15 protein-coding genes are annotated in these 15,115 nt (G+C 43.0%); 8 read left to right on the top strand and 7 right to left on the bottom strand.

Annotation, left to right across the window (positions count from 1 at the left end):
* Positions 1-39 precede the first annotated feature (39 nt).
* Positions 40-1,317: a phosphoribosylamine--glycine ligase gene (gene purD / locus A0125_RS11855; protein WP_066756364.1), complete on the bottom strand. Its 1,278-nt coding sequence runs from the start codon at positions 1,315-1,317 to the stop codon at positions 40-42.
* A gap of 140 nt (positions 1,318-1,457) precedes the next feature.
* Between purD and A0125_RS11850 the strand changes: the two genes are divergently transcribed.
* From A0125_RS11850 to A0125_RS11820, 7 genes are all read left to right on the top strand, one after another.
* Positions 1,458-4,109 (top strand): hypothetical protein, encoded by a 2,652-nt coding sequence (locus A0125_RS11850; RefSeq protein WP_066756361.1) that lies wholly within the window; start codon positions 1,458-1,460, stop codon positions 4,107-4,109.
* Between the two features lie 69 nt (positions 4,110-4,178).
* Complete coding sequence (locus tag A0125_RS11845; RefSeq protein WP_317038815.1) at positions 4,179-4,910, top strand: enoyl-CoA hydratase/isomerase family protein; 732 nt, start codon at positions 4,179-4,181, stop codon at positions 4,908-4,910.
* Positions 4,911-4,943: 33 nt separating this feature from the next.
* Positions 4,944-5,816 carry an SDR family oxidoreductase gene (locus A0125_RS11840; protein WP_066756359.1) on the top strand — a complete coding sequence of 291 codons (873 nt, stop codon included), beginning with the start codon at positions 4,944-4,946 and terminating at the stop codon, positions 5,814-5,816.
* 2 nt (positions 5,817-5,818) lie between these two features.
* Positions 5,819-6,478: a hypothetical protein gene (locus A0125_RS11835; RefSeq protein WP_066756357.1), complete on the top strand. Its 660-nt coding sequence runs from the start codon at positions 5,819-5,821 to the stop codon at positions 6,476-6,478.
* 75 nt (positions 6,479-6,553) lie between these two features.
* A complete protein-coding gene (locus A0125_RS11830) occupies positions 6,554-8,293 on the top strand; it encodes a phospho-sugar mutase (RefSeq protein WP_066756353.1) in 1,740 nt (579 codons plus the stop codon).
* Between the two features lie 25 nt (positions 8,294-8,318).
* Positions 8,319-8,864 (top strand): NUDIX hydrolase, encoded by a 546-nt coding sequence (locus A0125_RS11825; RefSeq protein ID WP_066756350.1) that lies wholly within the window; start codon positions 8,319-8,321, stop codon positions 8,862-8,864.
* Positions 8,865-8,925: 61 nt separating this feature from the next.
* On the top strand, positions 8,926-10,245 hold the full coding sequence (locus A0125_RS11820) for a nicotinamide mononucleotide adenylyltransferase (RefSeq protein WP_066756347.1): 1,320 nt from the start codon (positions 8,926-8,928) through the stop codon (positions 10,243-10,245).
* 11 nt (positions 10,246-10,256) lie between these two features.
* On the opposite strand, the gene A0125_RS11815 is transcribed toward A0125_RS11820, so the two are convergent.
* Positions 10,257-10,523, bottom strand: a complete 267-nt coding sequence (locus A0125_RS11815; protein ID WP_066756344.1) for a hypothetical protein — start codon at positions 10,521-10,523, stop codon at positions 10,257-10,259.
* 2 nt (positions 10,524-10,525) lie between these two features.
* Positions 10,526-11,308, bottom strand: coding sequence for a 5'/3'-nucleotidase SurE (gene surE / locus A0125_RS11810; RefSeq protein WP_066756340.1), 783 nt, complete (start codon positions 11,306-11,308; stop codon positions 10,526-10,528).
* 87 nt (positions 11,309-11,395) lie between these two features.
* On the opposite strand from surE, the gene A0125_RS11805 reads away from it, so the two are divergent.
* The gene (locus tag A0125_RS11805; protein ID WP_066756337.1) at positions 11,396-12,223 is read left to right on the top strand and encodes an N-acetylmuramoyl-L-alanine amidase; all 828 of its coding nucleotides are present in this window, start codon (positions 11,396-11,398) and stop codon (positions 12,221-12,223) included.
* 71 nt (positions 12,224-12,294) lie between these two features.
* On the opposite strand, the gene nadD is transcribed toward A0125_RS11805, so the two are convergent.
* From nadD to A0125_RS11785, 4 genes are all read right to left on the bottom strand, one after another.
* The gene (nadD, locus tag A0125_RS11800) at positions 12,295-12,876 is read right to left on the bottom strand and encodes a nicotinate (nicotinamide) nucleotide adenylyltransferase (RefSeq protein ID WP_066756334.1); all 582 of its coding nucleotides are present in this window, start codon (positions 12,874-12,876) and stop codon (positions 12,295-12,297) included.
* Positions 12,877-12,882: 6 nt separating this feature from the next.
* A complete protein-coding gene (gene gmk, locus A0125_RS11795; protein WP_066756331.1) occupies positions 12,883-13,452 on the bottom strand; it encodes a guanylate kinase in 570 nt (189 codons plus the stop codon).
* 7 nt (positions 13,453-13,459) lie between these two features.
* Positions 13,460-14,335, bottom strand: coding sequence for a YicC/YloC family endoribonuclease (locus A0125_RS11790; RefSeq protein WP_082785020.1), 876 nt, complete (start codon positions 14,333-14,335; stop codon positions 13,460-13,462).
* 97 nt (positions 14,336-14,432) lie between these two features.
* On the bottom strand, positions 14,433-15,104 hold the full coding sequence (locus tag A0125_RS11785) for a DedA family protein (RefSeq protein ID WP_066756325.1): 672 nt from the start codon (positions 15,102-15,104) through the stop codon (positions 14,433-14,435).
* Positions 15,105-15,115: the final 11 nt, after the last annotated feature.

Genomic DNA, 15,115 nt, shown 5'->3' with positions numbered 1-15,115 from the left:
ACCCAAAAAAGTAACTCGCTAATAGTGAGAATATTTTATTTAAATAATATCAAATCCGATATCGGTACGGAAATATTTTCCTTCATAAAAGATTCGGCCTGCATCTGCTGTTGCTTGTTGCAAGGCTGTAAATAAATCGTCCTGCAAAGTAGTTACAGCAATTACCCTTCCGCCAGCTGTCACGACTTGGCCTGCCTCATCAACCGTCGTTCCGGCATGAAAGACGATTGATTCTTTAACATTTTCGATATTAGTGATCACCTTTCCGGATTCATAGTTGCCTGGATATCCGCCAGAAACCATCATTACGGTAACGGCTGTCTTAGGACTAACAGAAAACGAACGCTCTGCCAGATTGCCTTCGGCCACCCCAGAAAAAAGATCTAGCAAATCCGATTCGATGCGTGGCAATACAGATTCCGTTTCAGGATCTCCCAACCGCACGTTGTACTCAATCACATAAGGATCGCCAGCCGTATTCATTAATCCTATGAAAATAAAACCCTTATACGGAATTCCATCTTTTTTCAAGCCGTCGATTGTCGGTTTGATCACACGCTCTTCTACTTTACTAAGGAACGCTTCGTCTGCAAAAGGAACTGGAGAAATAGATCCCATTCCACCGGTATTCAATCCAGTATCGCCCTCGCCGATCCTTTTGTAATCTTTAGCGGATGGCAGTACTTTGTAAGTTTCTCCATCGGTCAATACGAAGACGGACAACTCTATCCCGGTTAAAAACTCTTCGATCACGACGGTGCTACTAGCTTCACCAAATTTAGCATCCGCTAGCATGGCCGTTAATTCGGCCTTGGCATCTTCCAATGTCTCACAAATCAACACGCCTTTACCAGCCGCCAAACCATCCGCTTTCAACACAATCGGAAGAGATTGATATTCCAAATACGTTAGTCCGTCGGCCAAGGTACTGCGATCGAAGGAGCGAGATGCTGCCGTAGGTATATGATGACGCGCCATAAATTGCTTAGAAAAGTCCTTTGATCCTTCTAATTGAGCGCCATGCTGTTGCGGACCAATAACTGGAATATTTTTTAGATCTTCTCTGGCTAGAAAATAATCATGAATACCTTTTACCAATGGCTCTTCTGGTCCTACGATAATCATATCAACCCCATGCTCTAAAGCAAATGCTGCGATGCCATCAAAATCAGTGACTTTTAAAGGCACATTATGACCATACTGCGTCGTGCCGGCATTTCCGGGAGCGATAAACAATTGACTTAACTTCGGGCTTTGGGAGATCTTATAGGCAAGGGCAGATTCTCTTCCGCCAGATCCAATGATTAAAATATTCATCTAGCAAATATACTTATCTAGCAGATAGTATCTAAATCCTTTCAGATAATAGTTCTCAATCAGCTTCGCTTGTTTGAGAAACATAAAATTGTATAGCCAACGACAATTGTGTAATTTGCTATCTCGAGAACCCAATTATTATGCTCAAAAAATTGTGTTTATGCATTTCTATCTTGTGGATCGGTTCGCTTCAAGCGCAAACCATAGAAGATCGTATTAGTGCTTCGAAAGAATACTATGCCAGCAATCAGCAAGAGAAAATATACATCCATACCGATCGCCAACAGTATACCGCCGGAGAAATCGTTTGGTATAAAACCTATAATACAATTGGCATCTCTAATATGCTTTCGATACTAAGCGGAGTTAATTATGTTGAACTAATCGATCCTAAAAATCGTATTGTCGCAGATCAGCGGGTTCAATTAGGACTTGGATTGGGAGCTGGCAGTCTAACTTTGGCCGATACATTGATCGAGGGAACGTATCGCCTACGAGCTTACACCAATTGGATGCGAAACTTTTCGCCAGATTTTTTTCGAAAAACGTTACAAATTACCAACGGTAGAACGGATAATACCGTGACTCGCACTTCGTTACGATCCGACGGCAAAGATTCTTTTGTCGGCGTACAATTAAACACACTGAGCGGTGATCCGCTTCCGAAAACCACCGTGCGCTACGAAGTGCTTGATGGTGACAAAACATTGCAAAAAGGCAGCGAGCGTACCGACGAACAGGGGCTCGTTTTAATCAAGGTCACCGATAAAAACAAAGACAAAGATATACAGCTATCCTATACTAACTTGGATGAACGCCCCGTCGTTAAAGTGATCCATACAGCCTCAATAAAACCGCAAAGCAATATACAACTGCTTCCCGAAGGTGGTCGGATTCTAGCTGGAATCATAAATAATATTGGCATAAAAGCTATCCGTTCGGATGGCCTAGGTGTGCAGGCGAAGGTCGAAATTTTGGATACAAAACAAGAGATTGTTGGCGTAGGCGAAACAAACCTCTTGGGAATGGGAACTATGGCTTTTCTTCCTTTAGAAGATGAAAATTATACGTTTCGCGCACATATAGATGGGGAAGAACCGCAGCAGATACCGACTCCAGTCATTTCATCCAGCGGTATGTCTTTTATGGTAAATAACCAACATCCGACTAAGCTTTTTGCTCAGATAAGCATTTCTGAAGATTTGCTGTCCGAAGAACCTGCCTACCTTGTTTTGCATCACTTCGGTAATACTTATTATGCTTCCCGCCAGAAAATGAATCGCAAAAACCTTGTTTTTAGTGCGGATAAAGAAATGCTGCCTTCTGGAGTACTCACGGTTTCGGTCTTAGACGCCAGTTTTAAACCATTGTTCGAACGGCCGATCTTCATAATGCAGCCAGATGATTGTATGACTATAGCAGTAAGTGTACCAAATAGCAAGATTGGGCTGCGCGAAAATGTTACTATAAATGCACTAATTGGCGCACAGACAGACACCACACGACTGGCTTCTCTTTCTGCATCGGTCGTCAACCTTTCGCGCCTAAAAGACACTGCAGATCTACAAACCAATATTTACAGTTCATTATTGCTTGAGGCTGATTTAAAGGGATATATAGAATCCCCCGGCTATTATTTTTCTCCGGAAAACCAAGCTGAAAAACTGGCTGACCTAGACAAATTATTGCTTACTCAGGGTTGGCGAAAGTTCGACTGGTCCGTAGAACCACAATCCCTAGATACGACCAAAACCTTTGAAGCCGAAGAAGGTTTATCCATTAGTGGCTTTACCAAAAAGCTAGGACGAAAAGCACCTGCGCCCTTATCGGAGGTACAATTAATATCTACCGACAATTACACTGATTTTATCGATACGTTGAGTTCTGAAGAAGGTTTTTTTCGTTTTAGCGATTTACTCTTCCCAGATAGCGCCAAGTTCCTGATATCTGCAAAAGATCAAAAAGGAAAGAATAATATTGATATCACTTTGAACGTACCTGAAACACCAGAAATACAAACTACCGCCGGTGCACAAAATGATTTAAACACCCTGTATTTAGAAGAATTGTTGGCGTCCAAACAATTTTTTCGCGAGCTAGAATCAAAAGGATTAATGCCCAACACCATTGATATTGCCGAAGTAGTCGTTTCTCGCAAAGTCGAAAAAGTTCCGGAGCATTCTCGGAATTTAAATGGCCCCGGCAATGCTGATCAGATCATTACTTGGGAAGAACTGCAGAATTACGCCACCATTGATATCGCACTAAATGGTCGATTGCTTGGCGTTTATTTTCAAGGAGGCATTCCTTACAACACCCGCAGCAGAAGCCCAATGCAGATCGTTCTTGATGGGATGTACGTAGAACCTGACATGCTGTCAACTATTCCAGTGATGGATATTGCCAGTATAGAAGTTCTACGCAATATAAATTATACCAGCATTTATGGTTCGTTTGGTGGCAACGGACTCATCGTAATCACCACAAAAATTGGCTCAGAAGGTCGAATGAATTATGTGCCCAAAGGAATTTTATCTTTCACTGCGAAGGGCATTTCATCTGCCAAGGAGTTTTATCGCCCACGGTACGAAGTCGAATCAGATCGAACTTTTACAAACGACTTAAGAACTACGATACATTGGGAGCCCTTTTTAACGCCAGATGAGAATGGAAAAGCTAGCTTTGAGTTTTACACTAGTGATGAGCCGGGTATCTACCGCATCATTATGGAAGGGGTTGGCTTGAATGGCAAAATTGGCCGTAAAGTATTGGATATGCACGTTGGCAAATAAAACCAAATACTTGCAATCAATCGATCCTCTAACTTGTTAATTAACAATAACCACCAATAGATTATAAACATGAGTGAATTTTTGAAGACCCATATAGACGATCACATCCTACATATTATCCTACATCGTGGCAAGAGTAATGCGATGCATCTCGAAATGATTCAGGAGATCCATCAAGCTTTCCAAGATGCCGAAAAAGATCCTGCAATAGAGGGAGTAGTAATTACAGGGCATGAAGGTTTTTTCACTTCTGGGCTCGACCTAATCACCTTGTACGAATACGATGCACAGCAAATGGAATCTTTCTGGCACGCGTTTATAGACCTTTTGTACCAGCTTACGGCATTTCCTAAACCAATGGTGGCCGCTATTTCTGGCCATAGTCCTGCCGGCGGTTGTGTACTTGCTATCGCAGCAGATGCGCGCGTGATGGCAGAAGGCGAATACATTATTGGTTTAAATGAAGTTCCTGTTGGTATCATTGTGCCACACGGGATATTTGATCTTTACAGCTTCTGGATTGGCGAAGCACAAGCCTACAGATTCTTGCTAGAAGGCAAACTCCTTTCTCCACAAGAAGCGCTTAGAGTCGGATTAGTAGACGAAGTCGTCGCACTCGATAAGATTCAACGCAGTGCCGTTCGTCATATCAAAAAGTACACCCAGCTGGAAAAAAATGCGTGGCAACGTACTAAGCTTAACCTGCGCACGCGCGTACTGCAAAGCATGCAGGAGAATAAGGAACAAACCGTAGTAGAGATGTTGGCGCAATGGTGGAAGCCTCTACGCGAGCCGTGTTAAAAACAATCATTGATAATCTTAAAAAAAGATAATATGAATATACAAGGTGCACTACGTGACGACGCTCTGCAAGGCAAAACCATTGTCGTGACAGGTGGCGGAAGTGGATTGGGAAAAGCCATGGCTACTTACTTCTCCGAACTGGGGGCGAATATCGTTATTTCAAGCCGAAAGCTTCCCGTGCTCGAAGAAGCAGCTCAAGAAATCTCCAACAAAACCGGTGGAAAGGTACTACCTATCGCCTGTGATATACGCCAAATCGAAGAAGTCGAAAACTTGTGGCAACGTGCCGAAGACGAGTTTGGACGTGTTGATGTATTGCTAAATAACGCAGCTGGCAACTTTATTTCTCCGACGGAGCGCCTTTCGGCGAATGCCTTTTCGACCATTATCGACATTGTATTGAAAGGCACCAGCAATTGTACACTTACATTTGGCAAAAAATGGATCGAAAAGAAACAAACTGCTAACATCTTAAACATCGTCACAACGTACGCATTTACGGGATCGGGCTATGTGGTGCCATCCGCTGTTGCCAAAGGTGGTGTGCTGGCTTTGACAAGATCACTAGCAGTAGAATGGGGCAAATATGGCATTCGCAATAATGCCATTGCGCCAGGACCATTCCCAACAAAAGGTGCATGGGAACGATTACTTCCCGGCAATCTAGCCGAAGATTTCAGCTTTGAAAAAAGAGTACCTCTAAAACGTGTCGGCGATCATCAGGAATTGGCAAATTTGGCCGCGTTTTTGATATCAGATTTCGCGGGTTACATCAATGGTGAAGTCGTCACAATCGATGGCGGTGAATGGCTACAAGGTGCAGGACAATTCAACGGATTGGAAGCCATTACCTCAGATATGTGGGATGCCATTGAGCAGTCCATCCGGAAAAACAATAAGTAACTATGCGAAATAAATTTTTTCTTTTCCTGCTCATTTCCTGTTGCCTTGGTGCATCGTGCACAAATACTAAAACGCAAGAAAACTCAGAATCCATACAGGATTCGAATGTTTTTGTTGACCAGAGCAACCCAAGCGCCAATCTAAACGACGATCGACGTTTTGTCTCAGACATCGTTACCGCATTTATTAAAGCATATAATGAGCGAGATAACGAGAAAATAAATAGTTACATTCACCCCGAGGCAGGCATAATGTTTATCCATCGCCCAGGAGCCATGGATTGGTTTGAAAAAGTCTCAAAGATTGATTTTGAACGTCCTGTGCCATCTTACTACCCTTATGCAAATGCAGATCATACTTATCAAATTGAGTATGAGGTCGCTCCCAAGTACGATTGTGCATCAGAAAAATGGAACAAAATGGGCTTGTTTGTGGATCTGACGACGGCAACAAACTTATTAAATCCGATCGCCGCAAATTTGAACGAATTCGATGACGTACAGCTTGATACAGATTATCGTAAACAAATTCAATTGGCCGAAAAAGACAGCTATCGCGTCGTATTGACCACGCCTACGCCCCTTATTTTTCATGTAAAACAGTTTGGTGACAGGTGGTATGTCACGATTCTTGATCGTGGATATGCTGACTGTGGCGCTTAAGTGCTGCAGCAAGTAGTTAATCTGCCTTGAAAATTTTATATTTAGCCTTTTTATAATTGATAACAAAACTTATATATGTCTACAATCGATCTTGCTACCCAAGCCCGGGTAGATCGCTGGTTAACCGAAGAATACGATTCTGAAACTGTAGCTGCTGTACAACAGTTGATCGACACCAATCAGGATACCGAATTGGTAGATTCCTTTTACAAAGCGTTAGAATTTGGTACCGGAGGTCTTCGCGGCATCATGGGCGTCGGCTCCAACCGAGTCAATAAATATACGCTCGGCCAAGCGACGCAAGGTCTGGCGAATTATCTTAAAAAGCAATTTCCAGATCAAGCACTAAAGGTGGCGGTATCTTATGACAGTCGTAATAATTCCCAGAAATTAGGACACCTAGTAGCCGATGTGTTTTCGGCCAATGATATCGAAGTATTTCTCTTCGAAGAACTACGCCCTACCCCAATGCTGTCATTTGCTGTTCGGCATTTTGGTTGCCAATCCGGCGTGATGCTGACGGCTTCGCACAACCCAAAAGAATACAATGGCTACAAAGCTTATTGGAGCGACGGCGGACAACTGGTAGCTCCGCACGATAAGAATGTGATCGAGGAAGTCAATGCGATTCAGTCTGTTCGCGATATTAAATTTGATCGTAAGCCAGAAAATATTCACCTCGTGAAAGAAGACTTTGACGAGATTTATATTCAGGCTAACAAAGCGTTGAGTATTAATCCAGACATCGTAGCTGCACAGAAAGATTTAAAAATCGTATTCTCGCCTATACACGGCACAGGCATTACGCTAGTGCCCAAAATTTTAACAGCTTGGGGTTTCGAAAATGTACACATCGTGGCAGAGCAGGCAGAGCCAAACGGTGATTTTCCAACCGTCGTGTATCCCAACCCCGAAGAAGAAGAAGCGATGTCAATAGCCATGAAGCAAGGGAAAGCGCTGGATGCAGACATAGTGATGGCAACAGATCCAGATGCGGATCGCGTTGGGCTGGCAGTCAAGAATCATGCAGGCGAAATTCAATTGCTAAACGGAAATCAAATTGGAAGCTTACTAACGTACTATGTGTTATCTGCTCGTAAAGAGAAAGGCGAACTACACGGCAATGATTACGTAGTAAAAACGATTGTTACTACCAACTTAATCTCGGATATAGCATCTAGCTTCTCGGTAAAAACCGAAGAAACCTTGACCGGATTCAAATTTATTGGTGAAGTGATGACAAAGCTGGACGGTCAAGAAAGATATCTTGTCGGCGGTGAAGAAAGCTATGGCTTCTTAGTCGGCGACCTAGTACGAGATAAGGATGCCATCAACTCATGCGCATTCATAGCCGAAATGGCGGCTTACTTCAAAAGCCGAGGCAAATCCTTGTTTGACGTTTTAACGGAACTTTATACAACATACGGCTGTTACCAAGAAAAATTGATTTCCTTAACGAAAAAAGGAAAAGCCGGCGCAGAAGAGATTAAGCAAATGATGGCGGATCTACGTGCCAACCTGCCAACGAGCTTGGGCGGCATCGAGGTAAAAGAAGTTCGCGATTACCAAGCTTCGGTAGCTACATCTCCAGCAGATGGCAGCACGGCTGCCATCGATCTTCCTAAATCGGATGTATTGCAGTTTATCACGGCTGATGGCGATGTCATCTCAGCGCGCCCATCGGGTACGGAGCCCAAAATCAAATTCTACTGTTCGGTGAAAACACCGTTGGAAGACACCAAAGCATACGATCAAATAGCGGTGAAACTGGAAGAAAAGGTGACCCGCATCATGGCAGATATTGTCAAAAATTAATATCAGCTTTAAACAAAAAAAATTCATGACGGAACCTTGGAAAATCCTACAATCCGAATACATCATAAAGCGCCCTTGGGCAACATTGCGGGTCGACCAGGTGCAACTGCCCAATGGTGTCATTAAAGACGAATATTATATTTTAGAATATCCCAAATGGGTTAATATGGTTGGCTTCACTGAAGCCAACCAAATCATCTTTGCGCGGCAATATCGCCACGGTGCACAAAAAGTTCTTTTAGAACTTCCTGCCGGCGTGGTTGAGGATGGCGAAGAACCCGAATTCGCGGCGCGGCGCGAAATGATGGAAGAAACGGGATATGCTTTCGATGAAGTTACCGAAGTTTGTCAACTTTACGCCAACCCAGCAACCAGCGGAAATCTCACGTATACGTACGTGATGAAAGGCGGGCGCAAAGTGGCTGAGCAACAACTGGATGATTCGGAAGATATCGAAGTCGTAATCCTATCCATTGAAGAAGCCAAAAAACTCTTATTGGAGAATGGCATTGGACAAGCGCTACATACCTCCGCCTTATTCTACGTTTTGCACCACGAAGGGCTGTTTTAGGTAGTGGATTAGATACAAAATTAAGTCTATTAAGCGCGTAAGAATTTATAACTTTGCCGCCATGGGTAGAGAAATATACGAAACGAGGCGAAAAGCACTTAAAATAAACCTAACACCCGAGTTTTACGGCACATTTGCCGAAATCGGCGCCGGACAAGAGGTTGCCCGGAATTTCTTTGAAGCAGGCGCTGCTTCGGGCACCATCGCAAAAACCATGTCTGCGTACGACATGACGTTTTCCGACGCCATTTATGGAGCAGAAGAGTCTGGTAGATACGTGAGCCGCACTCGTCTTACTAAGATGATTAGTCGCGAATTTGCGCTGCTGGAAGAGCGCTTACATGGCGATAAATACGACAAACGTCTATTCTTTGCTTTTGCCAATACCGTTACTACCCTCAACTTCAGCAAAACCAATGACCCGCACGGATGGATTGGTATTCGCTTTCAACACGAGGTGGACAGCCCACCAAATGATGTAATTATCCATATTCGTCTGTTAGACAGCGACAATACTTTGCAGCAAAAAGTGCTGGGTATTATTGGCGTAAACTTAGTTTTTGCCGCGTATTACTATCGCGAAGATATTCAGACCTTAATCGAATCCTTAGTAGACAACCTGCCCACCGGATCGGTAGAGATCGACTTGGTAAAAGTTGCTGGACCTGTATTTGAGAAAGTTAATGAGCGCTTGATCAACCTCTATCTGATTGCCAAAGGGTTCTCGAAAGCAGCAATCTTTCGCGTGGACGGAAAGGCTGCTCAAGTCAAAGATTTTCTGTACAAAAAAGATATCATGATCCTACGTACAAAATATCGCCAAAAATCACTTCCTAACTTTGATCTATTCAATAGTGCTGTCGAGCAATTTAAGAAAAACACGAACGCCACAGATGAAACTCTGGTCGTGATCATTGAGGTATTGATGAGTAACGTATTGGATGAAGAAGTAAACTTATCTGATGAAGACTTAGAATACTTCGCAAAACGTGCCGAAGCGCTGTGTGCTACCGGAAATACCATCCTGCTATCAAACTTTACACGGAGCAATTACTTGGCAGAGTTCTTACACCAATTCAAACCGAAGAATATTGGTATAGCGACCAACATCTCCAACTTAAAAAATATATTTAATACCGATAATTATCAAAAAGAGAATTACACTAACGAACTGTTAGCGTACATATCGGGATTATTCAGTAAAAATGTAAAATTGTATGCTTATCCTTATCTGCAAGGTAAGGATCACGCTATTATCACGACCCAAAACATGCCAGTATCGCCCGAAGCGAAGCCTTTATTTGACTTTTTGACTACGAATCAATACATCATTGATGTGGAAGGATTTGACACCAAAGACGTGAAGACCTTAAAGTCGTAAAATTATAAAAATCAAATCATTACAGTTTTCGTGATCACCGCTAACAGCATGCTAAGGAACGTGACCAATACAATGCCCTTACCAAGCTGCTGGCAGTCGTTGCGATAGCAATACCACACGGCTATCATATTTCCCGTTAAGGCCAACACATACAAACCTATTGGCTTGCGCGGCATGATCTGTGCAATGATGTCTGTATAGCTGGTGAACACATATGCCATTATTGGCAATATTAAGCCCAAAACGATTCCCAGCAGCATACTATCTTTTCGCTGCATAATTATGATTTTGGAATATCAAAACTCCACGAATTCAGTTCCGGAATTACATGATGTGCTGTCATATCAAACTGCGTAGGAACGACGGAGACATAACCATTCTTCAATGCAAATACGTCCGTATCTTCACCACGGTCTTCCAATTGAAACTTGCCCGTAAGCCAAAAATATTCGCGTTGATGCGGATCTACTCTTTCCTCGAACTCTTCTACCCAACGGCCACCTGCCTGTCTGCAAATTTTGATTCCTTGAAGCTTTTGTACATTCGGGAAGTTGACGTTTAGCAGTGAATGCTTCGGCAATCCATTTCTCAATACTTGAGCGGCAATACCGCGCACATATGGGCGGCAGTGTTCAAAATCGGCGTCATACGAAAAGTCGTCCAACGAGAAACCGATTGATGGTATGCCTTCAATAGCGCCTTCTACCGCTGCCGACATCGTGCCGGAATACAATACATTGATCGAATTATTTAGCCCATGATTGATCCCAGAAACACAAAGATCGGGCTTACGGCCTTTAAATACTTTGTTGACCGCGAGTTTCACACAGTCCACCGGCGTGCCGGAGCACTTATACATTTCGGCTTTAGGATAAATATCCACCGCATCTAATCGTAATGGTTTTCCAATCGTGATGGCATGCCCCATACCAGACTGTGGTCCATCTGGCGCTACCACGACGACTTCACCTAGGTGTTGCATTTCTTCCATTAACACTTTTATGCCTGGTGCCGTGATACCATCATCATTCACCACTAGTATAAGGGGTTTTTGTTTTGCCATGTAGCGAATTTAGCAAGAAAAACCGTCGCTTTGCCAGAGGATCGGTAAGATTTTTGCAGTAGCTCTTTCGATCAAAACTCCGATGTGATGAAGAATTTAGGTTTGATGATACTAAGCGCCGCTCTGCTACTAAGCGGATGTAGAGGCGGTAAATATGCAGCTGCCGAAAAAGCATATGAACAAAAAGCTGCCGTATTTGCTAAAACGATAGCGGCACAACCATCAGAGAACCAATGGGATAAAGTGGCAGTCATTGACAAGAAGTGGGTCGCATCGGTTAATTTCGGAATTCGTAAACCGAATTATGTAATGATTCATCATACTGCGCAAAAATCGGTCAACGAAACCATCCGAACCTTTCAACTAGAACGCACGCAGGTAAGTGCTCATTACATCGTCGGAAGAAATGGTGAGGTAGTACAAATGGTTAACGATTATTTGAGGGCACATCACGCTGGCGCTGGTTTGTGGGGTAATGATACCGATCTTAATTCCTCTTCCATCGGCATTGAGTTGGACAATAATGGTACAACAGATCCTTGGCCTGATGTACAAATCGCTGCGCTAATACAGTTGTTGACAAGATTGAAGGAAAACTATAACATACCGCAAGCGAACTTCATTGGACATATGGATTTTGCACCTACGCGCAAGCCAGATCCTGCGAATTTCCCGTGGCAAAGGCTCGCAGAAGCTGGGTTTGGCTTTTGGTACGATAATGTGCTACAGCCCGCTCCCGAGAATCTAGACGTGCGGGCTGCGTTACGAATAATCGGATATGATATCAAGAATTTGGATGCGGCAATCACAGGTTTCAAACGACATTACATACCACAAAATGCTACTATAGCTACGCTTAACGATTACGAGCTATCAATTTTGTATAATATCTATTTGAAATATTTATATCTATAAAAAGCCCAAATAGTATATTGATCCCATCTCGGATAGAGACAACCACTAACTACACTTTGCCTATAACGGTATTAGCGGCTGTATAAGCCCTTTTTATCGATAAAGTCGGCCACCATGTCCGGAATCATAAATTGAATGCTCTTACCCTCTGAAATAGCTTTGCGGATGGCGGTGGAGGATAATTCCATCTGCGGCGTTTCGGTACGCGTAACCGATGGGTGATTTAGCAATTCACCGGCATCATATGCTGGTCGAGGGTACACTAAAATACTGTAATCGCGCAAAATAATATCGGCATTCTTCCATTTCTGGAAACTGGCCAAATTATCTTCACCCATGATTAAGGAAAAGTCGTAATCTGGATAACGCTCCTTCAGGTGAGTCAAGGTATCGATCGTGTAGGATGGTTGTGGTAGGCCGAATTCGATATCGGATGCGCGCAGCCGATCGCTATGTTGGATGGCCAGGTTGACCATCTCCAACCGATCATACATATTGGCTAAACTCTTTTTTTCTTTGAAGGGGTTCTGCGGCGATACCACAAACCATACTTCATCTAAAGTGGTGTAGTACGCCATGTGGTTTGCTATAATCAAATGACCTACATGAATAGGGTTAAATGATCCAAAAAACAAACCTATATGCTTACTCATCTCTTGTTACGACTTGATAAAAGGAATCACCAAACTCTCTGCTTGCTGGCAGGCTTCCTCCAGCTCAAAGTTATTCAGAATTACATCAAACTTATCCGCGAAACTCAATTCATGCTCCGCTTTAGCAAAGCGCTCTGTCAATTTTTCCTCGCTGTCTGTTCCTCTTCCCGAAAGGCGCTCTTTCAGAACCTCTAAAGATGGTGGATTGACAAATATAGCTAATGCCTGATCTGGAAATTTGGATTTCAGACGCAACCCACCTATCACATCGATATCAAATATCACGTGCTTACCTTCGGCCCAGATACGCTCTACTTCAGAGCGCAATGTGCCGTAAAATGTGCCGGAATATACTTCCTCAAATTCAATAAAGTTTTGATCCGCGATCTTATGCAGAAAATCGTCTTTGGAGATGAAGTAATAATCTTTCCCATCTACTTCCTCACCGCGTGGAGCACGCGTACTTGCCGAGATAGAAAAAGCCAAGTCATTAGGATATTTATTTAATAGATGCCTTACTATAGTCGTTTTTCCTGCTCCGGATGGCGCAGAAAAGATAATCAATTTGCCACTCATGCTATGCTTATAGTACGTTTAATAACTGTTCTTTGATTTTTTCCAGCTCTTCCTTCATCCGTACAACGATCTGCTGGATATGGGCATTATTGGCCTTAGAACCTAAGGTGTTAATCTCACGACCCATTTCCTGAGAGATAAAACCAAGTTTTTTGCCACTCGGATTAGGTGCTTTCAATGCGTCTAAGAAATATGCGCAATGTGTGTTCAATCGCACCTTTTCTTCGGTGATATCCAGTTTATCGATATAATAAATCAATTCCTGTTCGAAACGATTCATATCTACATTTTCTTTACCCACGGCGGTATCCATATACTGCGCAATTCGCTCGCGAATCAAAGGAATGCGATCACCATCTACCGCTTCTACCTCGCGTTGGAATGCCATAATGTCCTCCACGCGCTTCTGCAAATCCTCGCGAAGCACATTTCCCTCATCCAGACGAAATTGATTGAATTTTTCTATCGCTCGGTGAAATGCTTCAAACAAAACTTTGGCTTCCTCTTCATCCGTCTCGGCCTCGTTCGATCCTACAACGTCGGGCATTTGTAATGCTATCTGGAGCAACGGAGATTGCTCATCACCGACCGCATCGGCCAGATGCTTTAGCTGTGTATAATATTTTTTGAAAAGCGTCTCGTTGATCGTTGATGATGTAGCAGCTTGATCTGCATACTCAGCCGTTACTGTGATATTGACCTTTCCTCGTTCGATGAGCTTTCCACTTTCGGCGCGCAACGTCAATTCTTTATCAGAGATCTGCTTTGGCAAGCGCAAGCTCAGCTCTAAAAACTTCGAATTAAGGGATTTAATTTCTACAGTATACTTAACCGTTTGGTTTTCTGCCAAACCTGTACCGTAGCCGGTCATGGATTTTATCATACGCAAAGGTACGAAAACCTATATGAAAATTGATTGATAATCTCTCGAGCAAAAGAAGATATCGTGTATTAGCAGTAAAGATATCTATCAGTAATCATTACATACCCTCAGTTCGAGCCTTGCGAGATGCCATGCGCTCCTTGAAGAAACCATAAATGATCGGCAATACAGATACTAGGATGATCCCTAAAACAACTTTTTCGAAGTTATCTGCCACCACCGGAATGTTGCCTAAGAAATAACCGACTAAGATGATACCAAATACCCATACAAAACCGCCGATAACATTGTATGTAAAAAAGCGGCCATAATTCATATGTCCAATACCTGCCACAAATGGTGCAAAAGTTCTTACAATAGGTACAAATCGGGCGATAATGATCGTCTGAGGGCCATGTTTCTCGTAAAATTGATTGGTTTTCTCGATGTATTCGTCTTTAACGAGTTGTTTGTTGAACAACCGTAGGCGTACAAATCGATCACCGGCATATTTACCGATGAGGTAGTTGCATGCATCGCCCAATATTGCAGCGATAAACATCAGAATTAAACAGAAGTAAATGTTCAGTTGTCCCTGAGCAGCAAACATTCCTACAGCAAACAAAAGCGAATCTCCTGGTAAGAAGGGCATCACCACCAATCCTGTCTCCACAAAAATGATCAAAAACAAGATCGCGTAAATCCAATACTTATAATCAGCTATCAGCTGTATCAGATGATCGTCTATGTGTAAGATGAAATCAATGATTCCATATAAAAAATCCGTCATCGTAGCGGTGC

The sequence above is a fragment of the Sphingobacterium populi genome (assembly GCF_001586775.1).
In the GTDB taxonomy this organism is placed as follows: domain Bacteria; phylum Bacteroidota; class Bacteroidia; order Sphingobacteriales; family Sphingobacteriaceae; genus Sphingobacterium; species Sphingobacterium populi.
The sequence above is the reverse complement of the archived record's forward strand: the minus strand, read 5'-3'. Positions and strand labels throughout refer to the sequence as shown.